The organism is Verrucosispora sp. CNZ293, from assembly GCF_002754655.1.
In genome coordinates this window covers 3,108,095-3,131,995 of sequence record NZ_PEFR01000001.1, presented here as the reverse complement: position 1 = coordinate 3,131,995, position 23,901 = coordinate 3,108,095, and the positions used below count along the sequence as shown (strand labels likewise).

The following is a 23,901-nucleotide window of genomic DNA, read 5'->3' as shown; positions in this document are numbered from 1 at the left end:
GACCCATCGCATATGGTCGCGCAATGGGTGGCACGAAGGCTGCGGCCGAGCAGATCGAGGTGGCCGGGTACAGCGTACGACTGTCGAGTCCCGATCGGGTGATCTTCCCGGAGCGGGGCTTCACCAAGGCCGACGTCTTCCACTACTACGTCAGCGTCGGCGACGGCATCATGCGGGCGCTGGGCGACCGACCCACCACGTTGCAGCGCTTCCCCGACGGCATCGAGGGGGAGATGTTCTTCCAGAAGCGGGTGCCCACCCGGGGCGTGCCGCCCTGGGTGCAGACTGCCGAGATCAGCTTCCCCAGTGGCCGCAAGGCCGCCGAGCTGTGCCCGGCGGACCTGGCCCACGTGGCCTGGGCAGCGCAGATGGGCACCGTGGTGTTCCACCCGTGGCCGGTCCGGTCCGCCGACGTCGACCAGCCCGACGAGCTGCGGGTCGACCTCGATCCGCAGCCCGGCACCGACTTCGCCCACGCCGCGACGGCCGCCGCCGAGCTGCGCGCGATCCTCGACGAGCTCGGCGTACCGGGCTGGCCGAAGACCTCCGGCGGTCGGGGCGTGCACGTCTACCTGCGCATCCAGCCGCGCTGGACATTCGTCGAGGTACGCCGGGCCACCATCGCGCTGGCCCGGGAACTGGCCCGCCGCCGGCCCGACCTGGTCACCACCGCCTGGTGGAAGGAGGAACGCGGCGAGCGGGTCTTCGTGGACTACAACCAGATGGCGCGGGACCGCACCATCGCCTGCGCGTACTCCCTGCGCGCCAACGCCCGGGCGACCGTCTCCACCCCGGTCACCTGGGACGAGCTGGCCGACGTCGACCCGGACGACTTCGACCTGCGTACCGTGCCGGAACGGCTGGCCCAGCGCGGCGACCCGCACGCCGGCATCGACGACGCCGCGTGGGACATCACCACGCTGCTGGAGTGGGCCGAGCGGGACGCCGCCGCCGGAGAGGGTGACCTGCCCTACCCGCCCGACCACCCGAAGATGCCAGGCGAACCGAAACGGGTCCAACCGTCCAAGGACCGCGACCGCCCCCGCTGACCGTCACCGGCGCGTGTCGCCCGCCTCCACCACGGTCTTGGCGGTCAGCAGGTCCGCGCCGGTGATCTTCCGGTACTCCGCGATCGCCTTGATCTTGTTACCGCGGGCTAGGTGCTCCCGGACGACCGGGGGCAGCGGGTCGGTGTCGGCGACGCCGAGGTGATCCATCACCAGGGTCAGCCGCCGCTCCAGCTCGGTCAGCCGGTACGCGGTGCGGGCCACCTCGCGACGGCTCGGCACCTGCGCGAGCAGCAGGCCGACGACCAGGGCGAGGAGTGTGGCCAGAATGATCTCCATGCCGGTGATCGAACCAGCCGCACGCCACTGCGGGCAACGCGCCCACGCCGATCGAGCGTCAGCTCGGGGTGCCACCCTTCAAACCGTTCACGAAGGAGCGCCACTGGCAGGCGTCGAACCGCAGCACCGGCCCGCCGACGTCCTTGCTGTCCCGCACCCCGACCGCGCCGGCCAGATCGTCGGCCACCTCGACGCACTCGCCCTCACCGCTCCGGCTGCTCTTGCGCCACCTGGCGTTGGTCAGGTCATTCATCGAAGGTCTCCTTGATAACCGTCCCGATCAGATCTTCAGACTCGCGCACGCCCAGTGAAAGGTCCAGAAGGGTGGACCAGGCGTCAGCGTACGCCGCCACTTCTGTCGGCTTGTCCAGGTAAAGGCTGCCGGTCAGCGACTCGCTGTAGACGGTCGACGGCTCTGCGGGCCGCGTGCCGACCGCTGGAAAGTCCAGCATGATGAACGACCCGGCAACGGATGCCGCGTGGGGGCCGCTGCCCAGCGGCAGCACCCGGACCGAGACGTTCGGTCGCTGTGCGGCGTTCACCAGATGTGCGAGTTGGCTGCGCCAGGCGTCCAGGTCGGTAATGGGGCGGCGGATCACGGCCTCGTCGATGATGGCTTCGAAGCTGGGAGCCTTTGGGCTGCGGCGAGCGAGCAGCTTCTGACGCTCCATGCGTAGTGCGACCTTCTGCGCAATCTCATCCTGGCTCCGGCCAGCCTTGGCGCTGAAGATGACCGCAGCGTATTCGGCGGTCTGGAGCAACCCAGGGATCAGCGTCGGCTCGTACTGACGCACGCGGCGGGCCGCCGCCTCCAGCCCGACGTACAGCTCGAACCACGCCGGGATTGCCTCACCGTAGGCGTGCCACCAACCCCGACTCTTGCTTTCCCGGGCCAGGCTGACCATGACCTCGGTCAGCTCGGCGGAGGTGCCGTAGTGCTGGCACATCAGCGTCACATCGTGGGTACGCAGAGAGGTCTGTCCGCTCTCCAGGCGGTACATCTTGGCGCGCGACCATTCGAGGGCCTCGGCGGCAGCCTCCAGGTTGATGCCGGCTTCCTCTCTGGCCTGGCGCAGCAACCTGCCCAGTTGTCGCCGTGGCACCGAAGACCCAACGTCGCTCATGTCACCCCGTCTCAAATCGGTGCTGCCAGTGTCTCGTTTGGAACAGCATCGAGGCCCAGATGACACACCGTAAATTTTTCTTCCCGAATCTCCGGATGAGACGTTGCAGATTGGCGAAGCGCGGGCCGATGGTGACGGGCATCGGCAATATCGGTGCGTGTTCGCGGGAGGCTCGTGGTGGCTCGGTGGAAGTGGTTTCAACGGCAGGACGAACCGATCGACGTGATACAGCGGTCCGCGTACCACGAGCGAGCCGGTGCGTACCGCGCCGATCAACCGGAGCGGAACGTCTCGACGGCGGTCCAGCCGCAGCAGCGGCCGTTGCTGCGGCTGGCCCGGCTGTGGCGGTCCCGCCACGTCGTGCGGCGATGCCACAGGCGGAGCTACCGGTGAGCGGGGAACAGGGGATGCGGTCCGTCGAGGTGGCGGACCTGCCCGAGATCGAGGTCGACAGCAAGCCGGAACTGCTGGTGCTCGTGGCGGAGAACGACACCCCGATCGGCTGGGCGATCGTCCTGCCCGACGGGGACTTCTGGCTGATCCGGAAGTCCACCCGATCCTTGACCCACGGGTCGAGTCTGGCGACGCTGACGACCTTCTGGGCCACCGTCCTCCGTTGCGACGTGGGGCGACCCAGGCTGGCAGGGCCCCCGTCAGCCGGTGTCAGAGACTGAGCTTCATACCCTCGTGGCTCGCGACGAAGCCGAGACCGAGATAGAAGCGGTGCGCGTCGTGGCGGGCCTTGTCGGTGGTGAGCTGCACCAGGCCGCAGCCGCGTTGCCGTGCCGCGTCGATCGCCCACGTCATCATCTGCCGGCCCAGGCCCCGTCCGCGCTGGTCCGAGCGGACCCGGACCGATTCGATCAACTGCCGCTCGGTGCCGTGCCGGCCGAGCCCAGGAATGTAGGTGAGCTGCATGCAGCCGAGCAGCTCACCCCCGCCTCGGCGACCACGAGCTGGTTGCGCGGGTCGGCGGTGATGTCCGCGAACGCCTTCTCGTACCTGGCGTCGACCTCACCGACGTCACGGGTACGCCCCAGCATGTCGTCGGCGAGCAGGTCGAGGATGGCCGGCAGATCGGCCCGAACCGCGTCACGGAAGATCACCTCACTCATCCCGCGAGCGTCCCACAACGGCGCGCCCCGATGCGCGGCAGAGCACCGTCAACTGTCGCTGTGCCGGGTGACGCTTCCGATCACCGCTACGGCGGTGCCAGCGGATCCGCACCCGGCGGGCATGGGCGGCAGGTGTCCCGGCGGGTCGTCCTCGGTGAACGGAGCCTCGAAGAATCCGCCGCCGCCGTCGACCCGATCACCCACGACGATCTCCCCGACCCCGGGTACGTGCACGCCCGTCCGGCCGTGCGGAAGCAACGTGGTGCCCGGCGGCCAGACCACCACTGCGGCGACCCTTCCTTCGTCCCGCAGGGTCAGACAGCCGCCTTCACCGACGGCCACTCGACCGTGCATCGCCGCGAGAAAGTCGTACGTCGCGCCGGCGACCAGGGTCCGGTAACCGTTACCGTCCAGCACCCGGCCGCTCCCGACCGCCGGGGCAGGCGCCGGTTCCGGCGCCTGCCCCGGCGAGATACCAGGGGCCTTCTCGGTGCTGGTAGGTGTCCGAGGGCTACCGGTGCAGCCGGTCAATGCCAGCAACAACCCGGCACCAACGACATCGATCCTTAGCACCGACCCATTAAATCCGTAATGTCCGCGTCCATCCCTTAGCGACATGCCGGTCGGTGTGGCGTGGTGTCTGCCGCCGATGGCCCCGGGGTAGGTGGGCAAGCGCTCGGCTCAGGTCTTTAGTGGCAGTGGTGCTGGTCCGACTGGACGGGCGTGGCGCCGGGGCGGGTCCACTGGGCTACCGGGCGGCCGTCCTTGCGCCACCAGCTGTACGTCGGGTCGGCCTGCGGCCAGCCGTCGGGGGAGTCCTCCCAGGCTTCCTGTCGTCCGTAGGCGGTCATGTCGAGCAGCTTGAGCGAGCCCATGATCGCCTCGACGCCGCGTCCGGTCGTCTCGTAGGTGAGGAACACCCGGTCACCCCGGCGCAGGTAGCAGGCGATGTTGCCGCCGCCGGCGACCGCGGGCTCGTCGATGCCGTACGTCGAGTACCACGGGTGGAGGTAGCCCATGAACTCGCGGAACGGTGCGATCTCCTCGTACGGTCCCTCGGCGAAGACCGCGAACCTGATGCCCCGTGCCTCCAGGTAGCTAGCCTCGTGGAAGTTCCAGATGCTGATGGTGCAGCCTTCGCACTGCTCCTCGAACGGCTTGCCGAGGTGCCACATGTGCTTGTAGACCACGAGCTGGTCACGCCCGTCGAAGAGGTCGAGCAACGAGACCGGACCCTGCTCGCCGACCAGTTTGACCGGGTTGACCTCGGTCATCGGAAGGCGCCGCCGGGCAGCGGCGATGGCATCACCCGCCCGGGTGTGCTCCTTTTCCCGGACGAGCAGTGCGTTTCGCTCTCGGAGCCAGGTGTCGCGGTCGACCACCGGAGGCGCTGGCGGTGTATCCATACTCTGCATACCGCTACTATAAACATAGCGTCCACTCGTGTGAAAGAAGTTGATCGGGATTGCCTGTCAAGTTGACCTACGCGCACCACGGCGACGCCTGCCGGGCCGCCAACGCCCTCGACCTGGTGGGCGACAGGTGGACGCTCATCGTCGTCCGTGAACTGCTCCTCGGCCCCAAGCGATTCGCCGACCTTCAGGAGTCCGTCCGTGGCATCACCCCGGCAGTCCTCAGTGACCGGCTCAGATCCCTGCGGCAGGTCGGCATCCTTGAGCAGGTGACCCTGCCCGACGTGGCCCGCACCCGCGCGTACGCCGTCACCGAGTGGGGTCGGGGCCTGGAGTCGGTTCTCGCCTCGCTCGGCCGGTGGTACTCGTCCGGCCCAGACCCCCGCACCAGCGGTGGCATGACCCCCGACGCCATGGTCCTCGCCATGCGCACCATGGCGCCCCCCGTCCCCGAGGGCCTGCCGCCGACCGCCCTGCGCCTCTACGACGCCCGCCAGCCCGACCCACCCGTACGTGAGAACCGGTTGACCGCCGTCGACGGGCTGCTGGACGTCCGGCCCGGCGCCGCCGTCGACCCGGTGGCGACCGTGACCGCCGACTCGACGGCCTGGAGCGAGGTGCTCTTCGGCGGCCTGCCGCTCACCGAAGCCGAACGCGCCGGCACCGTACGCGTCGAGGGCGACCGTGGCACCGTCACCCGCGTGGTACGCCATTACCTCACGGACGCCCGCCCATAGCGAGACCCAGGTGATCGGGCTGCTGTCGGTGGTGCCCGTCCATACCGAAGGATGCGGCGAGCATCGGCCAGCTCGCCGCAGCGAAGTCAGCGCAACCCGAGTCCGGCCGCCAGGAGTGGACGGCGGCAGTCACTGTCAGCTACTGGCGGCGCTAAAACCGACGATTGCACCGTAAGGGGTGCGCGGAGAGTATCGGCCCAGATTCGCTCTGGTGCTGGGTTTCATCTATCTGTACGTTGTGCCGCAAGCTTGATCACGTTTGCTTCACGGGGGTGCGGCTTGTCGGTTCGTCCTGCCTGGATTCGGTCCACTGTGGCCCTTGTGGTGCTGGCTGGCTCCATCGCCACGCTACCGCCGGCTACCCGCGCCAACGCCAACCTCGCCGACCCGTGCTCGGGCGATGTGCGATCCGGAGTGGCTTCGGAGCACGCGGCTCAGGCTCTGGCCGAGAAGTGCGACGCTCCTGTGGAAGTGCTGGAAGCGGCCTCGGAGACGACGAAGGTCTTTGCCCAGCCCTCCGGTGACTTCACCTTCGAGTCGTGGGCCGAGCCACAATGGACCAGGCAGGAGGGCAACTGGACAACGATCGACACCACGTTGACGGTAGGGCCCGACGGCCTGGTGCGACCGGTGGCTTCGAGCGCCGACGTGGTCTTCTCGCCGGGCGGGAAGGGTGCCTTCGCCACGATGACCGGGGGTGGTGCCAGCTTCTCACTCGGCTGGGCGGACCCACTCCCGCCGGGTGTGATAGCCGGAGACAGCATCACCTATCCGAACGTGTACCCGGACGTTGACCTCGTGGTGCGCGCCGAGCGCGGTGGCTTCTCCCACCTCCTCGTGGTGAAGAGCGCAGCGGCGGCAGCCAATCCGCTGGTCCGCGAGACGGATTACGTCGTGGGCGGCACAGCGACCGTGTCTGCCGTTGGTGGAGGTGTAACCGTGTCTGGTCCGGAGGGCCTGCTGGCGGCAGCCCCGCCGGCCAGAGCATGGGACTCGACACCCAAGGACGCCGGTTCGCGGTCCGGGTTCCTGGTCGACGGTGCGCCGTCCCCTCGGAATCTGAATCAATCGACCACTCGCGGTCCGGCAGACTCGGCCAGGACCGCGCCCGTCGATGTACGGGTCAGCGATGGGCTGCTGAGCGTTTCCGTCGCTCCCGCGTTGCTCGACGCCGGCCGGTTCCCGATCTTCATCGACCCGACCTACGACAAGAAGTGGGCCAGCTGGGCTCCGGTGAACGACTCCAGGCCGAGCACTCAGTGGACCTCCGGCAGCGAATGGCCCAGGGAGGTCGCCCGCGTCGGATCGAACCATGACGACCACGGCGACATTTGGCGATCACACTTCTACTTCGACACGTCAGCGCTGGCCGGCAAGCGGTTGATCGACAGAGCGAGCCTGGACGCCTACGTCGTACACACCGCCGACTGCGACGGTGAGTCGATCTCCGTCTGGCAGACGAACTCTCTGGCCGCCAACACACCCACCTGGAACGGCATGAAGGACAAGTGGCTGCACGGCGAGCCGCTGCAGACCAAGCTGGGCAAGGCGAACGCCGGGTGCGGCCAAGCTGCTGACTGGATGACCTTCAACGGCACGCAGATTGGCCACCATGTTCAACGTCACGCAGACGAAGGCTACACCTCGATCACCTTTGGTCTGCGGATGGCAACCGAGAGCGGTGGACGATGGGCCAAGTTCGACCCGGCCAAGGTAAAGCTGATCACGGAGTACCAGCACAAGCCGCATTCACCGGTGGCGGTCCGGACCACCCCTGGCGGTGCCTGCGCCAAGACGTCGCCGGGGCCGTGGATCACCAACCGCACGCCGACGTTGTGGGGCAAGGCCAGCGACGGCGACGGCACCGTTAAGATCCGGTTCGACCTCAACGGTCCGACCAGTCCCGCCGAAAGCACCTCGGGTTCGACCAAAACGGGTGCCGAGCGATCCTGGCCCGCACCCACGCTGGCCGAGGGGAACTACAACTGGCGGATCCGGGGCACCGACGGAGTGGACGACACCGACTGGACAAGCCTCTGTTACTTCCGGCTGGATCACACCCCACCCACCGCACCGGTGGTCACCCGTACCTCCGGCACCCCGATCGAGGGTCAGCCGGTGACGCTCTCCTTCAGATCCACCGACGCTCGCTCGGGCATGAAGCAGTTCGCGTACGGCATCGGGGTCGACGCCCAGCAGAACTTCAAGGCGTCGACGGGTACGACCACCCTCACGTTCACACCGGAGGTCGGACGTACGGTCGTCTACGTCTGGGCCCAGGACATCGCCGGCAACTACTCGGTGCGTACCGCCTACAACTTCTTCACCGGCCGCATCACAGAGGCCCAGTCACAGGGTGCCTGGCGCTTCGACGGCGACGCCCTCGACGACTCCGGCCAGGGCCATGACCTGACACTGGGCAATGGGGCAGGGTACGGTGCCGACCGGAGAGGTAACGCCAACGCTGCGTTGACCTTCGACGGCACGGGTTGCGCCCAGACGTCGCCAGTGATTCGCACCGACGCCGAGTACACAGTGGCCGGCTGGGTGAAACTGAACGACAAATCCACTTATAGGGCTTTGGTGACCCAGGCGGGTGCAGTTCGCCCATCCTTCTATCTCCAGTATCACGGGCTTCATGACCGCTGGGAGTTGGCACTGACCAGCGGCGACGTCAACACCCCAACCTTTGCCACCGTCCTGGCGCCAGCGTCATCTGCGCTCGGCGTGTGGCAGCACCTTGCGGCGACTGTAGACCCGGTTGCGCGAGTCATGCGCCTCTATGTCGGTGGTCAGCTTGCCGGCGAAGGAACGATCCCGTTCGCTCCTTGGAATGCGCAAGGCCGACTTTTGGTCGGTTGTGCCGGCGGCGCGACCACTGACTGGCACCAGCTGATAGGTTCAGTTGATCACCTTGGCATGTGGCAGGGCCTGCTCTCCGATGCGCAAATCGCGCGCGCGGCCACCGAACTGCCCGCCGGTGAAGTCGGAAACTGGCAGCTGCGTGGCAGCGGGAGCGAGTCCACGGGCCGATCCACCGATCTGGTGCCGCCGGACACCGCATCCTGGGAAGACGATCAGTACGGCCGGGCCGAGTCGGCAATGGTGCTCAACGGCACGCAGTGCGCAACCACGGACGGTCCGGTGCTGCGTACCGACGAGTCGTTCTCCGTGTCGGCTTGGGTCAAGTTGGCCACGCTGGGCGCGCTCGACCAGAACGTGCTTGGACAGGATGGCAATCGGGTTAGTGGCTGGTACCTCGGCGTTCGGCATTCGGCCGGCATCCCGTACTGGGCGTTGATGATGAAGGTCTCGGACGATGAGAACTCAACCTCCCAGTGGAGCGGGTCTCTTACTCCGATGAGCGCCGACGTTGGTAGGTGGACCCATTTGACCGGCGTCTACGACGCCGGAAACCAACGGATGAGTTTGTATATCAACGGTGTGTTGAGATCGTCGATCACGCGCACTGGGGGGCCCTGGAAAGCGAGCGGAGCAATGACCGTCGGCTGCACCTTGTACGCCGGTGCTCATCGCGATTACGTCGACGGGGCGATCTCCGGGGTTCGTGCTTGGCGGGGTGTGCTGAGCGCGGCTGAGGTGGCTGCGGCACATGGGGGCAATCCAGCAGTGAAGCTGGAGGGGATGTGGCCGCTGGACGGCCCAGCGAGCGATACCCCTACCTATCTGACGGACTGGTCAGGTAACGGTCGCGACCTGACCATCACTGGACCGTATGCCTGGGCGCGTGACAGGGGTTTCGGCCGTGACGGTGCACTTGGCCTGGAACTCTCCGACAACTCCTGCGCGGAGTCGGCCGGTCCGGCAGTACGAACCGATGCCTCCTTCACCGTGGCCGCATGGGTGCTACTGGAACAGACGAGCGACCACCACACCGTGATCTCACAGGTCGGCAATGTGCACGGTGGCTTCTATCTGAAGTACAACCCGACCCACGATCGCTGGCATTTCGGCATCCCGTCGACCGGGAACAGTACCTCCGCCATCTGGCACACGGCTGAATCGCAGCAGCCGCCAGAGTTGGGTACGTGGACGCACCTGGCCGGTGTCTACGACGTTGCGGCCGGCAAGCTTCGGCTCTACGTCAACGGTGAGTTGCAGGGAGAGGCAGACGGCCCCACGGCGCCCTGGATGGCTGCCGGACCGACGCTTATCGGATGCAACGGTGCAGCCGACGGGCGCCGCTGGGCACCTCTGGGTGGCGTCGTCGACGACGTACGCATCTGGACCTCCACGGTCGATCCGGATCGGATCGCCGACCTCGCTGCTCTCTGAGCCGTGGGTTGGGGTGGCCCCAAGCCGCCCCAACCCCGCCCACCTGACTTTCCCCAACCCCTCTGCGTCAGGAAGGTGTCATGTCGCAGCCTCGCACCGTCCCCTCCCGTTCCCGACGACTCGTCACGTTCGGCACCGTCGCGGTGCTGGTGGCTTCGACCCTCGCCGCGACGCAGCCAGCCCAGGCGGCCGAGGTGCCCTCCGGCGATCGCGAGGTCAAGACGATCGCGGCCGAATCGCTCCGACGAGCGCCGATCGACCGGACGCCGCTGCCCGACGACGGTGGCCGATGGACCGGAGCGGGGCGGGCGACGTGGCCAGCGGCGGGCGAGACCAGCCTTGCGGTCGCGGAGGCTCGGCCGGACCGACGCTTCGACGGCGACCGGCAGTCCGGACGGACGGTGCGGGGAATCGCTGGCGGCCTGCCCGTCACGGCTTCAGCCGTGGCCGGTAAACGTGCTCCTGACCAGGCACGGGTACAGGTCTTGGCCGAGCATCACTCGCGTCGGCTAGGTGTCAGTGGCCCGGTTGTCGTCGTCGACGGCAGTGCCGGCGCCATCGAAGCCGCCTTCGACTACGCCGGGATCCGCGAACTCTACGGTGCCGGGTGGGGTGAGCGGCTGACCCTCAAGCGGCTGCCGGCCTGCGCGGCGACCACCCCGCAGCGGCCCGAGTGCCAGGAGATCGAGGCGGTCGAGGCCACAAACAACCCGGTCACCAGTACGGTCTCGACTCAGATCACGCTCTCCGGAGCGGCACCGATGGTCTTCGCCATCACGGCCGACGAGTCCTCGGAGGAGGGCGACTACAAGGCTACCGACCTGAAGGCATCGGGCTCGTGGACGGCGGGAGACAGCTCCGGTGCGTTCTCGTACTCGAACCCGCTACGGCTGCCGCCGGCGGAGGGCCCGCTGCCAGAGGTGTCGTTGGACTACTCGTCGCAGGTGGTGGACGGCCGGATGGCCGGTGCCAACAACCAGGCGTCGTGGGTCGGGGACGGCTGGGAGTACGCGCCCGGATTCATCGAGCGCTCCTACGTCACCTGCACGGACGACCGCGACGCGGTCGACGGCAAGGACCCGAACAACAAGGACAAGAAGACCTACGACCAGTGCTGGAAGGGTGACTCCCACAACGTCACCGTCTCGCTCAACGGCACCAATGCCTCGTTGATCAGGGACGACAGCAGCGGTACCTGGCGGGTCCAGAACGACAGCAACTGGCGGATCCGCCTGGAGGGCGCCGCGGCCACATCGGGCAACGCCACGACCGAACGGTGGACGATCACCACGCCGGATGGCACTCAGTACTTCTTCGCCAGCGAGGTCACCTCGGCGAACTCCCGATGGACGATCCCCGTCTTCGGCAACCACGCCGGCGAGAAATGCCACGCCACCGCCTTCAAGGACTCGTCGTGCAAGCAGGCGTGGCGATGGTTGCTGGACAAGGCCGTGGACGTGCACGGCAACACGGTCCGCTACTACTACGAGACCGAAACCGGTTACTACGGCGCGGCCGATGACAAGGACAACCGGCAGCCGTTCCACCGCGGCGGCCACCTGAGGAAGATCGAGTACGGCCTGCACGCGGATCACCCGAGCGTCGCGGCCACCGGGCGAGTGGTGTTCGACGTCGCCGACCGGTGCCTGGCCACCGAGTGCCACAAGGACGGCAAGCCGGTCAAGGCGAACTGGCCGGACGTACCGTGGGACAAGTACTGCGACGCGGCTCCCTGCACCGACAAGCTGGCTCCGGTCTTCTTCACCACCAAGCGGCTCACGAAGATCACGACTCAGGTGCGGAACGGCAGCGACTTCTCGGACGTCGAGTCGTGGGCGCTGACCCACGAGTTCAAGGCACCGAAGGTGGCCGGCTCGGCGTCGCTGTGGCTGAAGGAGATCGTGCACGCCGGGCACGTCGGTGGCACCGTCACCGAGCCGGCGGTGCGGTTCACCGGAGTGGAACTGTCCAACCGAGCCAACGTGCTCGCCGGGGCGCCCTTGTTCTCCAGGTGGCGGATCCAGAACATCCGCACCGAGTCGGGCGCCGACATCCACGTCACGTACTCCGAGCCGGACTGCGACTACAACGACGTGCCGGCCGCGCCGGAGAACAACTCCCGGCTCTGCTTCCCGGTGTACTGGACGCCGGACGGCTACGCCTCGCCGAAGCTGGACTGGTTCCGCAAGTACGTGGTCACCGAGATCTCCGAAATCGACCGCACCGCCGACCAGCCCGCCATCACCACCACCTACGACTACTCCACCACCGGCGGTGGCACGGGGACCCTGTGGGGTTACGACGACAGCGAGTTCACCAAGAAGAAGCACCGCACGTACGGGCAGTGGCGCGGCTACTCCCAGGTGGTCACCAAGGTCGGTGAGCCCGGCCAGGGCGTACCACTGACCACCCGGAAGCGGTTCCACCGTGGCCTGCACGACCAGCCGTTGCCCGGCGGAGGGCGACGCGACGTGCAGGTTTCGGACTCCGAGGGCAACACCTTCGCCGACCACCCGGCGCTGGCCGGTATGCCTCTGGAGGAGGCGACCCTCGACAACACGACAGTGGTCGAGGCGTCCACCACGCAGTACTGGACCCGCCAGACCGCCGAGCGTGACCACGACGGAGGTACCGCCCGCGCATACCTGAGTGGTCCATCGGTGCAGAAGACCCGGAAGCTCCTCGCGCCGAACAAGTGGGCGCGCACCGAGTCCCGGACGACGTACACCTCGGAGGGCCTGCCGGAGACGGTGTCCGATCTGGGGGACACCGTGAAGAGCGGCGACGAGACCTGCACCCGCACCACGTACGTCAGCAACGACACCGCATGGATCCGGGCTGCCGTGTCCCGGGTGGAGACCGTTTCCAAGGCGTGCGGTGCGACGATCTCCCGCCCGGACGACGTCGTCTCCGACGTCCGGACCTATCACGACGGCTCGGAAACTCACGGTGCCACCCCGAGCGACGGGTTGGTAACCCGCGAGGACACCCTCGACACCTGGAACGGTGGGCCGGTCTACGCCACCACCTCCCGTACCAGCTACGACGATCTGGGTCGGGTCGAGAGCGTGACGGACGCCCGTGGTGGCGTCACCACCACCGCGTACACCCCGGCGGGACCGGGTCCGGTGACTCAGACGGTCACCCTCAACCCCCTCCAACACAAGGTCACCACCTATCAGCAGCCGGCCTGGGCCGAGCCGACTGCCGTGGTCGACGCGAACAACAAGCGCACCGACCTGGCGCACGACCCGCTGGGCCGACTCACCAAGGTGTGGCTGCCCGGCCGGGCCAAGGCGACCCAGACGCCGAACCTGGAGTTCGGTTACCTGGTACGCGCCGACGGGCCGTTGGCCGTCACCACGAAGCGGCTCGGCCCCAACGGCAACTACATCACCGAGATCGGGCTCTTCGACTCCCTCTACCGGCCCGTGCAGACCCAGGAGGACGCCCTCGACGGCCGACGCCTGGTGTCCTCGACCGGCTACAACGACCGAGGTCTGGAGGCGTACCAGGCAGGTCCGGCATACGTCACAGGCCAACCCGGCACCGGGCTGCTGGAGCTGAACCCGGGCGCCGACCGGGTGCGGACGGTGTTCAGCCACGACGCGGTCGGTCGGGTGATCAACGAAGGGCTGTGGTCGGGGGACAGTCAGCTCTGGGCAACTGTCACCGGTTACGGCGGTAACCCGGACGGCTGGCAGGTGACGGTCACCCCGCCGCTCGGCGGCACCGCAACTGCCACTCTCAGTGACGTCCACGACCGGACGATCGAGCTGCGTCAGTTCCACGGACGCACCCCCACCGGTGGGTTCGACACCACGACGTACTCGTACACCCCGCGCGACGACCTGAAAACCGTGACCGGCCCGACCGGCAAGGTGTGGCAGTACGAGTACGACCTGCGGGGACGGGAGCGACGCACCACCGACCCGGACAAGGGCGTCACCACCCTGACGTACGACAACAGCGATGACGTAACCTCCTCGACCGACGCGCGGGGCGAGGTGATCTCCACCGAGTACGACCTGCTCGGGCGGCAATACAAGCGGCTGGTCAACGGACAACTCGCCGCCGAGTGGACCTACGACACCGTCGCCAAGGGGCACCTGACCAAGCAGCTGTCGATCGTCGACGGCTACCACTTCACGCGTCAGATCTTCGACTACAACGACGCCTACCAGGTCCGCGACGAGGAGTCGGTCGTGCCGGCCATGCCTGGCCTGGCCGGTGCCGCGGGCACCTACGTCTCCACCTTCTCGTTCAAGGTCGACGGCTCGCCCGAACGGGTCACTATGCCCAGGGTGGGTGGTCTTGAGCGGGAAATGCTCAACTACACCTACGACGACCTGGGCAACGTGAAACGGCTGCTGGGCGAGTTGCTGTCGTCCCGCACGGTGACCGTCTACGTCGACGACGCCACCTACTCGCCCTACGGTGAACTGCTGAAACGCAAGCTCGGCATTGACAACAAGCCGCAGGCGTACCAGACCTACGTCTACGACGACGTGACCCGGCGGCTGACCGAGTTCTACTTCGACCGCGACGCCAGCATCACGAACGTCGCCGCCCTGAACTACAAGTACGATCCGGCGGGCAACGTGCTGTCGATGGCCAACCGGCCGCAGGACAACGACGGCAACGCCCGGCCCGGTGACAGCGACGTCCAGTGCTTCCAGTACGACCAGTTGCGTCGGCTGACCCAGGCATGGACGCAGAGCACGAGCACGTGTGCCGGCACCCCGCAGTCGAGCGATGTGGGTGGAGTGTCGCCGTACTGGAAGTCGTACGCCTATGACAGGGCCGGCTCTCGCGAGTCGGTGACCGACAAGCGCACCGGCGTGACCTCGACCTACGGGTACGCCGCCACCGGCGGGCAGCCGCACGCGGTGCGGACGGTCACCACTGGTGAGCGGGTCGACCACTACGACTGGGACGCCATCGGCAACCTGACCTACCGACGGGTCGGCGGGGTCACCGAAACCCTCGACTGGAACGCCCAGGGCAAGCTCAGCGAGATCACCGGACCCGACGGCACCACCCGGATGCACTACGACGTGGACGGCAACCGGATCGCCCGAATCGACCCGAACGGCGACGCCACCGTCTTCGTGGCCGGCCATGAGCTGACCGTCTCCGGCCAGAACAAGACGGCAACCCGCTACTACGAGCACGCCGGTGATGTCATCGCTTCACGTACGGCGTCCACCGCCAGCGGTGCGAAGGATCTGATCTGGCTGGCGTCGGATCAGCACGACTCGGCCCACTGGGCGGTCAACTCGGTGACCCGGGTCGACACGGTCCGCTACTCCGACCCGTACGGCAACAAGCGTTCCGGCGGCGCTGGTGGCACCTGGCCTTCGGGGCAGCGCGGCTTCGTCGGCGGTATCGAGGATCCGACGGGCTTGTCGTTGCTGGGTGCCCGGTTCTACGACGCGGCGTTGGGCACCTTCATCTCCGTCGACCCGCAGACCGACGAGTACGACCCGCAAAGGATGCACCCGTTCGCGTACGCGAACAACAACCCGATCACCTTCGCCGACCCGGACGGGCTCTTCTGGGGTGCGGCCAAGAAACTCGGCGGTGGAATCGCCAACGCAGCTACGTCGGTCGCCAAGACGGTGGTCAACAACGCCGGCACCATCTCCGCGGTCGCCGGCACTGTGGCGATGGTGTCCGCCGTGCTGCCGCCGCCAGCGCAGGTGGTAGCAGCGGCTGCGGGTGCGGTAGCCGCAGTCGCCGGAGCGATCGACACGATCAAAACCTGTGCGGGCGGCAGCGGGGTTGACTGCGCTATGGGCGTGGCGGGCATGGTCCCCGGCGTCCGCCAGGCCAAGACCGCCGCCCGCGGTGCCGGGGCAGTCAAGAGTGCGGTGAAGGGTAAACCGCGAGGATGTAACAGCTTCCTTCCCGGTACTCCGGTACTAATGGCGGACGGTAGTTACAAGGCCATCGAGGAAATTCAACTCAATGATGTGGTCTGGTCCGCCGAGCCGGAAACAGGGAAAGGAGGTTCCCGTCCGGTAACCGCGCTGATCGCGGATGAGGGTGACAAGACTCTCATTGACATCAGCATTGACGCCAACGGCGATGGTGTAGCGGACGGATCGGTCACCGCCACCGACGGGCACCCGTTCTGGGCCGACACTCGGCAGCAATGGTTGCGCGCTGAACATCTGAAACTGGGCGATACGCTACTTACCCCGGATGGCTCCCGGGTCGCGGTTATTGACGTTGTCGCGTATGGCGCGATCGCGACAGTTCACAACTTGACTGTTGACGAGATTCACACTTACTTCATTCTGATTGGTGAATCGAACGTTCTTGTCCACAACGTCGGTGGCGATCCGGAGGCGTGCAGTCTCGACGAATATGCGGATAAGCTTCGTGGAAGTAAGGGCGAAACACCGACGGTAGCTGCCGAATATGTGTCCCCTTCTGGTGCTAGATATTTCGGCAGGTCGGGCTGGAAGTCCCTTGGAATAAAGCTCCCAGTTCCTCTCAAAAGGCTACTGAGGGAGGCGAATCCACGGCAGCACATGGGATGCGCTGAGGTGCATTGTCTGATCAAGGCATATCGGGCGGAGGGGTTTCGAGGTATTATCGGGGGAGTCTTCCGGGCCGTTCGTTTGCGTCCAAAGAACTCGCCAAAGAAGCCAAACGCCATTCCTCCATGCCCTGACCGGTGCCAACCCCGGATGAAGGCGCTGCGTCACAGATGGACGGATGGGGCTGGAGGTATCTAACGATGGAGTTTCCGGCTTGGCTGGAAGGTGGCAGTGAGTGTGTGTGGAGGGAACTGGGGCGCTGTGGATGGAATCCGGATCGCCGCATCGATATTACTTCTTGGCTAGAGGAGATTACGCAGGACGGATTCAGCTTGAATGATCTTGCCGTTTCTCTGTGGAGTTCGCTCGGTGGGCTTGAGCTCTTCAATATTGACCACTCGAACAGTATCTTGATCGATCCGACCGATGTTCAGGGGTATTCGACGGCGCCGTTTGAAGAATGGCCGACGCGCTATGGGCAACAATTCTGCCCCATCGGCACTTGGAATGTTGTAGATAGCGTTTTTGTAGGGAGTGGCGGCATGGTGCTCGTAAGCTTGGATGCATCTGACTCAAAGGTCATCGCACCTACTCCCGCCGAAGCGCTTCATGTGATGCTGTGTGAGTGAAGTCTTATGAGAGGTATCGACGAGAATGCTACGGATTGCCGCTCATCCGCTGCTGGTTCTTGCACAGCTTCCGGCCGGGCCTGATCGCACGGCCTCTCCTATGTCTACCTGATACGCCGACTCGTGGATCGCGCCAGATCTGGGCCGAGCGCGTTCAGCGGGGATTCGCTCTCCGTCTTGGCCGGCCCTCCGGTCGTCTCACCCCAGTTGCGATGGCCCACAAACGATCGCGCAGCCTGGCCGCACGGGCTGCGAGTTGCCACAGGTACTGGAGCGACTTGTTCGCGATGCCGCCAGCGAGATCCGCAGCCTCTACGCTCACTACTGAGCAAACCTAACGTCCTCAGCTAGCGCGCGGGGCAGCGCTTGCCCTCGGGCGGGACGGTCAGGTCGATCAGGTACGCGTTGACGGCCTCGGTGATGCAGGTCGTCTGCGGGTAGGCGGTGTGGCCCTCGCCCTCCCAGGTGAGCACCCGGCCGACACCCAGCATCTCGGCCAGCGCCGGGGTCTGCTCGTATGGCGTCGCCGGGTCGCCTGTGGTGCCGACGACAAGGATCGGCGGGGCACCCTCGGCGCGGCCGGTCGGGTAGGGGTCGCTGCCGCCCGGCCACTCGGTGCAGGAGACCAGACCGGAGGCGAGTGGTGCGCCGAAGAGCGGGTACCGGCTCCGCCACTCGGACTGGAGTTGGCGGATCCGCTCCAGGTCGGGGCGTTCCTCCTCGTCGGCGCAGTTGATGGCCAGGTTGGCGTCGAACAGGTTGCTGTAGCGGCCGTCTGAGTCGCGGTCGGTGTAGTTGTCGGCGAGCCGGAACACCTCTGTCGGGTTGCCCTTGTTCAGCCTGTCGATGGCTTGGGCGAGTTGCTGCCAGCCGGGCTCGGAGTACAACGACGAGACAATCGCGTAGAAGACCCAGCCGGCGGTGGCTTCCCGCCCGTCGGCGGAGCGGACGGGGGAGACCTCGGCCTTGTCGATCGCGGAGGTGACGGCCGCCCGGGCGTCGGGGGCGATGGGGCAGCGGCCCGCGTTCGCCGCGCACCAGCGGGTGAAGTTGTCGAAGGCGCGTTCGAAGCCCCTTGCCTGGCTCTCCGAACCTTCGATAAGCCCCTGCCGGGGGTCGACCGCGCCGTCGAGCACAAGCGCCCGCACCCGCTGCGGGAACAACTGGGCGTACGTGGCCCCCAGCAGGGTGCCGTAGGAGTAGCCGAGGTAGGTCAGCTTCTCGTCGCCGACGGCGGCCCGGATCGCGTCGATGTCGCGGGCGGCCTGCTCGGTGCCGTACAGCGGCAGCTGGTCGCCGTACTTGGCGCCGCAGCCCTGACCGATCTGCTTGTTGAGCGCGACGAAGTCGTCGAACGACGCCTGGCTCTCCGGGTCGGGGTTGTAACCGAAGACGGCGTCGAGGTCGGCGTCCGGGATGCATTCGACAGGGCTGGACCGGGCCACGCCGCGTGGGTCGAAGCCGACGATGTCGAAGCGTTCGAGGATGGCGTCGGGCAGGCCGCCGTACTGCTCGCCGAAGGTGAGGTAGACGGCGGTGTCGACGCCCGATCCGCCGGGGCCGCCCGGGTTGATCAGCAGGGAGCCGATCCGGTCGCGCTGGTTCGTGGAGCGGGCCCGGAGCAGGGCGATCTCGAAGGTCTCACCGGCACCGGGACCGGTCGTGGCGGCGCTGCCGCCCGCCCAGTCACGCGGCACCTGGATGCGGGTGCACTCGTACCTGATGTCCGGTGCCTGCCGCCCGACCACCTCGTCGGCCACCTCGGGGCAGGACTGCCAGGTGGGCGCGGCTCCCGGTGCCGCGGCCTCGCCGTCGACGTCGGTGCGCGGCGCGAACGCCGGCAGGGTGCAGCCGGCGGTGACCACGACGGCGGCGGTCAGGCCGGCCACGGTGAGCCGGAAACGGCGGATCCGGTCGGGCGTACGGGTCACGAACGAGCCTCCGTGATCAGGTCGACGGCCAAGCTATGCGGACCCGGTCGACACCGCCGGGTCACCCCGCAGCACCTGGTCCACGTCGAACCGGACCGGCCGGTCAAGTTGATCGTATCGGCAGGAGAGCGGGTCGCGGTCGGGTCGCCAGCGAACGAAGCGCGCGGTGTGCCGGAACCGGTCACCCTCCATCGCGTCGTACGCGACCTCGACCACGAGTTGCGGGCGCAGCGGTTCCCATTCGAGGTTCTTCGTGCCGGTCCACCGACTGACTCCGCCCGGGATGCGTTGCCCGCGCTCGTGGTCGCCGTGCACCCACGGGTGCTCGTCCCCGGCGTCGCGGTAGGGGGCCAGCTCCTCCAGCAGCTCGGCGCGGCGGGCCATGGTGAACGAGGCGCTCACCCCGACGTGGTGCAGCACCCCCGCGTCGTCGTGCAGGCCGAGCAGCAGCGAACCGACCACCGGGCCGGACTTGTGCCAGCGGAACCCGGCCACCACCACGTCGGCGGTGCGGGCGTGTTTGACCTTGGACATGAGCCGCTTGCCCGGCTCGTACGGCAGGTCGGCGGGCTTGGCGATCAGCCCGTCCAGGCCGGCGCCCTCGAAGACGTCGAACCAGCGGCGCGCCACCTCGGCGTCGGTGGTGATCTGGGTGACGTGCACCGGGGGTCGCACCCCGGACAGCGCCTGCTCCAGTCGGGCCCGGCGGGTCGGGTAGGGGGCGTCGAGCAGGCTCTCGTCGTCGAGCGCGAGCAGGTCGAAGGCGACGAAGTCGGCGGGGGTCGTCTCGGCGAGCAGCTTCACCCGGGACGCCGCCGGGTGGATGCGCTGGGCCAGCAGCTCGAAGTCGAGCCGGGGCTGCCCGCCCGGGCCGTCGCGGCGGATCACGATCAGCTCACCGTCGACCGCGCAGCGCGGCGGCAGTTGCCGGCGGGCCTGCTCCACCACCTCGGGGAAGTAGCGGGTCATCATCTTGCCGCCCCGGCTGGCCAGCTCCACCTCGTCACCGTCGCGGAAGACGATGCAGCGGAAGCCGTCCCACTTGGGCTCGTAGGTCATCCCCGGGCTGGTGGGGATCGAGCTGACACTGCGGGCGAGCATCGGCTCCACCGGCGGGTTGATCGGCAGGTCCACGCCGATCAGTCAACCAGACGGTGCCGACAGTGGTGACCCGGATCACGGCCGCCCGGTGGGCGGCGTGTCCGCCTCAGGCCCGTGACGTCCCACCCGGGCGAATCGGAAAAGCGCAGGTCAGAGCTACTTTCGCGAGGTGGTGGAGTGGGTGTGCAGGTGCTGCGGACGGTGGCGGGTGAGCGTCGAGCTGATCCACGGCCGGTACGTGTACCGGTTGGTGCACCACTACCCCCGGCGCTTCGGTGGCGGCAAGAACGTGCTCGGCGAGGTGGGTTCGGTGGACGAGTTGGCGGAGCTGCTGCGTCGGCGTACCCCTGTCGACCTGGCTGACCTGCGCGAGGCCGCCTGATACCGGCGGTCAGTAGTGGGCGAAGGAGCGGATCGGGGCGCGTGGGCCGTACTTCGGCGCCTGCACGGCGGCGGCCTCCAGCAGCCGGCAGACCCGGCCCCGGTGGCCCCGAAACGGCGCCAGCAGCGCCAGCATCCGGGCGTCGTCGCCGCGCGGCTCGCCGGCCAACGCCCAGGCGACCGTGTTGGGCACGTGATAGTCACCGACGCTCACCGCGTCCGCGTCGCCGTAGGCCACCCGGACGACCTCGGCGGCGGTCCACGGCCCGACGCCCGGGATCGACAGCAACAGCCGGGTGGCCTCGGTCGAGTCGGCGCATCGTTGCAGCCGGTCCGCCACCCGCGCGGCCCGCGTCAACGTCTCGGCCCGGCGCTGTTCCACCCCGAACGGATGGAAGACCCAGTACGGGGCGGCGGCGATCGCCGCCGGGTCGGGTGGCAGCAGTAGCCGCACCGGACCCGGGGCCGGCTCGGCGAAATGGCGCACCGTCGCCGCGTACCCCCGATAGGCCTCCTTGCCGGTGACCTTCTGCTCCAGCACGGCCCGCAACACCCGGGGGAAGACCAGCCCGCTGGCCGGCATCCGTAGCCCCGCCTGCTGACTGGCGAGCCGGGCCACCACGGGGTGGGCGGCGGCGAGTTCCGCGAATCCGGTCAGGTCGTCGCGGAGCCCGGCCACCGCGTCGGCGTGCTCGACCATCCAGCCGGCGCCCGGGCCGTGCCCCTCGGCGACCAGATCGGCGCCGTCGGGGCGCAGGGCGAGGGTGGCCGGTCCGTCGGGCGTGCGCGCCGCCCACCAGAAGACGCCCGCGACCAGCCGCGCACACGGGTCGTACGGACTGAAGGTGAGCGGGCGCACCGAAGCGGCGAAGCGGTAGCCGGCTGGTGTGCGCAGCACCCGGCGCAGGTTCGGTCCCTTCCCGGTCACCAGGTCACTGTGCCACCTCATGCGGGCGGGTCGTCGTGGACCCACCTCGACGTGATGGACAGACGTGGCTCGGTTGATTCTCGGTAGCCATCCGTGTGGTTTTCGGACCGCCTGATCGGCCAGGATTCTTGGGGCAAATCCCCGCATCAACGGATCTATCTGTCCGGCCGGGTGTCGACACGGTTACCAACCACAGGAGCGCGGCTGTCTCAGGGGTGAACACGCTGCTATGGTCCGACCTGCGCAGGGTCAGATCCGTCCGGAAACGGGACGGTGAGTCGGATGTTCCATCGACCGATCGCCCTTCGCGCATCACGGGGAGCTGTGCAGAAGGGTGACGGGGATGGCTGCCGCTGCGGTTGTTCACAGAGCGCCTGGCGCACGGTATCGACTTCAGCGCGCCTGCGTGCTGATCGTGCCGTGACCGTCCACACTGAACGGCTCGCCTGATGATTGCGCTGCGCGTCTACCGTCTCCTGCCGCCCGCCCTTCGGCGGCGACTCCTCGATCTGCTCCCCGAGCACCGGCGGCTCGGAATGGTGCGTACCTTCACCCGGCCGCGTGGCAGTGACTCCCTGCACCCGGTCGGCACGCGGGTGCCGGTGACCGACGACGGTTCCCGTGCCGAGGCAGAGGTGGTGGCCACGGCGACGCCGCTGGAGATGTGGCACCGCAACCTGACGGCTGTCACCGCGGCCCTGGAGAACGCCGGAATCGAGTACCACTGCCTGCGTAACGACGACTACCTGCGTAGTTCGGTGGCGATCCTGGTGGACCAGCGGGAGTCCGTCCGCCGGCTGGTGCGTTCGGCGCCGGGGCTGTCGGGCGCGCATGTACGCACCGTCGAGGTACGCCCCGGGCGCAACCAGCCGGACCTGGAACCGACCGAGGTCATCCAGGTGTGGTTCCCGGTGACCGACGTCCGGGCCGGGGTGGTGCTCGGTGCCCAGTTCGCCTGCGAGATCGAGTTCTGGAGCCGGGTCGGCGACGTGGTCCGCGCCCCCCGGCACAACGCGGTGATCGACGAGGCGCCGGCCCGGGCCGAGCGGGTCCGGGTCGCCGCGGCGCTGCTCAGCCACTTCGTGCCGGAGGCAGACGACCACACCTACGGCACCCGCCGCGACCTCACGGTCCGCGCCCCGGACCGGGTCGGCTTCCCGATCGACGCGGTCTACACCTGGGTGGACGGCTCGGATCCGGAGTGGCTGGAACGCAAGCGGGCCGCGCTGGGTGCCCCGGGTGGTGGGCTGCACGCGATCGCGGCCAACTCGTCGCGCTATCACAACCGGGACGAGCTGCGGTACTCGATGCGTTCGCTGCACAGCTTCGCCCCCTGGCTGCGGAAGATCTTCCTCGTCACCGACGGCCAGCTGCCAAGCTGGCTCGATCCGAGCCACCCGATGATCACCGTCGTGTCGCACGCCGAACTCTTCGCCGACCTCGGCGGGCTGTCGTCGTTCAACTCGCACGCCATCGAGTCCCGGCTGCACCGCATCGACGGGCTGGCGGAGCACTTCCTCTACCTCAACGACGACGTCTTCCTGGGTCGCCCGTTGCTGCCGACCCACTTCTTCCACGCCAACGGAATCGCCAAGTTCTTCCTCTCACCGGCCCAGTTCGGGCTCGGCGAGGCGAAGCCCACCGACCCGCCGGTGAACGCCGCCGGGAAGAACAACCGCCGGCACATCCAACGGCAGTTCGGTGTGACCATCACGCAGAAGATGAAGCACACACCGTTCGCCCTGCGCCGCAGCATCATGCACCAGATCGAGGCGGTGTTGCAGGCCGACGTGACGGCCACCGCGCAGCACCGCTTCCGCCACCACGAGGACCTGTCGATCCCGTCGTCGTTGCACCAGTACTGGGCTTACCTGACCGCGCAGGCGGTGCCGGCCGACATCGAGTACGAGTACGCGGACCTCGGCCATCCCTCGACCCCGGCCCGCCTCGCCGAGCTGCTGGCCCGACGCCACCGCGACGTGTTCTGCCTTAACGACACCGACTCCGATCCTCGCGCGCTGGCGGAACAGGAACGGATGCTCGCCGACTTCCTGCCCCGCTACCTGCCCTTCCCGGCACCGTTCGAGCTGCCCGATGAGGCGGTGGCCGAACGCCGCAAGCAGGGTGCCAGCGCCCTGTGGCGCCGCTCCCGGCAGACCGTCCCGACGAGCCGGCGGTCCAACCAAATCGATGCACCGACCCTGCCGAATTCCCGCTTCAACAGGATCGGCGACAGCAGGACGCCCTGACTCTGCCTCAATCGTTCGACTATCGCTTGAGGCGTCAGGGCATGCGCCGCTGCTGTTGTTCAAGAAGCTTCCGTGCCGGCGGGAACGCGTCCCGCCGGCACGGA

At 67.7% G+C, this 23,901-nt stretch carries 16 protein-coding genes and 1 pseudogene; 8 read left to right on the top strand and 9 right to left on the bottom strand.

Annotated features, from left to right (window positions below; all coding sequences use genetic code 11):
- Positions 1 to 23: 23 nt before the first annotated feature.
- Positions 24 to 1,049, top strand: coding sequence for a non-homologous end-joining DNA ligase (gene ligD, locus CLT74_RS14125; protein ID WP_099846959.1), 1,026 nt, complete (start codon positions 24 to 26; stop codon positions 1,047 to 1,049).
- Positions 1,050 to 1,052: 3 nt separating this feature from the next.
- Here ligD and CLT74_RS14120 read toward each other — a convergent pair whose 3' ends face one another.
- Genes CLT74_RS14120 through CLT74_RS14110 form a run of 3 tightly spaced genes read right to left on the bottom strand, consistent with a single transcriptional unit; the run spans position 1,053 to position 2,470 of the window.
- A complete protein-coding gene (locus tag CLT74_RS14120; protein ID WP_099846958.1) occupies positions 1,053 to 1,346 on the bottom strand; it encodes a hypothetical protein in 294 nt (97 codons plus the stop codon).
- A gap of 58 nt (positions 1,347 to 1,404) precedes the next feature.
- Positions 1,405 to 1,599 carry a DUF397 domain-containing protein gene (locus CLT74_RS14115; protein WP_099846957.1) on the bottom strand — a complete coding sequence of 65 codons (195 nt, stop codon included), beginning with the start codon at positions 1,597 to 1,599 and terminating at the stop codon, positions 1,405 to 1,407.
- On the bottom strand, positions 1,592 to 2,470 hold the full coding sequence (locus CLT74_RS14110) for a Scr1 family TA system antitoxin-like transcriptional regulator (protein ID WP_099846956.1): 879 nt from the start codon (positions 2,468 to 2,470) through the stop codon (positions 1,592 to 1,594). The genes CLT74_RS14115 and CLT74_RS14110 overlap by 8 nt, the downstream gene beginning before the upstream one ends.
- A 389-nt stretch (positions 2,471 to 2,859) precedes the next feature.
- Between CLT74_RS14110 and CLT74_RS14100 the strand changes: the two genes are divergently transcribed.
- Positions 2,860 to 3,144, top strand: coding sequence for a hypothetical protein (locus CLT74_RS14100; protein WP_143697163.1), 285 nt, complete (start codon positions 2,860 to 2,862; stop codon positions 3,142 to 3,144).
- Here the strand turns inward: CLT74_RS14100 and CLT74_RS14095 are convergent.
- The 3 genes and pseudogenes from CLT74_RS14095 to CLT74_RS14085 form a co-directional block, all read right to left on the bottom strand.
- Positions 3,134 to 3,585 (bottom strand): annotated as a pseudogene (locus CLT74_RS14095) (GNAT family N-acetyltransferase). The gene CLT74_RS14100 and the pseudogene CLT74_RS14095 overlap by 11 nt on opposite strands.
- Positions 3,586 to 3,633: 48 nt before the next feature.
- Positions 3,634 to 4,002, bottom strand: coding sequence for a hypothetical protein (locus tag CLT74_RS14090; protein WP_099846953.1), 369 nt, complete (start codon positions 4,000 to 4,002; stop codon positions 3,634 to 3,636).
- Between the two features lie 272 nt (positions 4,003 to 4,274).
- Positions 4,275 to 5,000, bottom strand: a complete 726-nt coding sequence (locus CLT74_RS14085; protein ID WP_099846952.1) for a DUF899 family protein — start codon at positions 4,998 to 5,000, stop codon at positions 4,275 to 4,277.
- Positions 5,001 to 5,062: 62 nt separating this feature from the next.
- Here CLT74_RS14085 and CLT74_RS14080 point away from each other — a divergent pair, with 62 nt between their 5' ends.
- The 4 genes from CLT74_RS14080 (at position 5,063) to CLT74_RS14065 (ending at position 17,207) form a co-directional block, all read left to right on the top strand.
- Positions 5,063 to 5,734, top strand: coding sequence for a transcriptional regulator (locus tag CLT74_RS14080; RefSeq protein ID WP_486582305.1), 672 nt, complete (start codon positions 5,063 to 5,065; stop codon positions 5,732 to 5,734).
- A 321-nt stretch (positions 5,735 to 6,055) separates the two neighbouring features.
- The gene (locus tag CLT74_RS14075) at positions 6,056 to 10,030 is read left to right on the top strand and encodes a LamG domain-containing protein (RefSeq protein WP_158240269.1); all 3,975 of its coding nucleotides are present in this window, start codon (positions 6,056 to 6,058) and stop codon (positions 10,028 to 10,030) included.
- An 80-nt stretch (positions 10,031 to 10,110) separates the two neighbouring features.
- The gene (locus tag CLT74_RS14070; RefSeq protein WP_099846949.1) at positions 10,111 to 16,776 is read left to right on the top strand and encodes a polymorphic toxin-type HINT domain-containing protein; all 6,666 of its coding nucleotides are present in this window, start codon (positions 10,111 to 10,113) and stop codon (positions 16,774 to 16,776) included.
- Between the two features lie 2 nt (positions 16,777 to 16,778).
- Positions 16,779 to 17,207: an SUKH-3 domain-containing protein gene (locus CLT74_RS14065; protein WP_158240268.1), complete on the top strand. Its 429-nt coding sequence runs from the start codon at positions 16,779 to 16,781 to the stop codon at positions 17,205 to 17,207.
- 347 nt (positions 17,208 to 17,554) lie between these two features.
- On the opposite strand, the gene CLT74_RS14060 is transcribed toward CLT74_RS14065, so the two are convergent.
- Entirely contained in the window at positions 17,555 to 19,138 is a 1,584-nt protein-coding gene (locus tag CLT74_RS14060) for an alpha/beta hydrolase (RefSeq protein ID WP_099846947.1), read from the bottom strand.
- Positions 19,139 to 19,171: 33 nt separating this feature from the next.
- Complete coding sequence (locus tag CLT74_RS14055) at positions 19,172 to 20,272, bottom strand: ATP-dependent DNA ligase (protein WP_099846946.1); 1,101 nt, start codon at positions 20,270 to 20,272, stop codon at positions 19,172 to 19,174.
- A 136-nt stretch (positions 20,273 to 20,408) separates the two neighbouring features.
- Here CLT74_RS14055 and CLT74_RS14050 point away from each other — a divergent pair, with 136 nt between their 5' ends.
- Positions 20,409 to 20,621, top strand: coding sequence for a hypothetical protein (locus CLT74_RS14050; RefSeq protein WP_099846945.1), 213 nt, complete (start codon positions 20,409 to 20,411; stop codon positions 20,619 to 20,621).
- Between the two features lie 9 nt (positions 20,622 to 20,630).
- On the opposite strand, the gene CLT74_RS14045 is transcribed toward CLT74_RS14050, so the two are convergent.
- Positions 20,631 to 21,548, bottom strand: coding sequence for a DNA-3-methyladenine glycosylase family protein (locus CLT74_RS14045; protein WP_486582304.1), 918 nt, complete (start codon positions 21,546 to 21,548; stop codon positions 20,631 to 20,633).
- 449 nt (positions 21,549 to 21,997) lie between these two features.
- Here CLT74_RS14045 and CLT74_RS14040 point away from each other — a divergent pair, with 449 nt between their 5' ends.
- Positions 21,998 to 23,797, top strand: coding sequence for a stealth family protein (locus CLT74_RS14040; protein WP_099846943.1), 1,800 nt, complete (start codon positions 21,998 to 22,000; stop codon positions 23,795 to 23,797).
- Positions 23,798 to 23,901 lie beyond the last annotated feature (104 nt).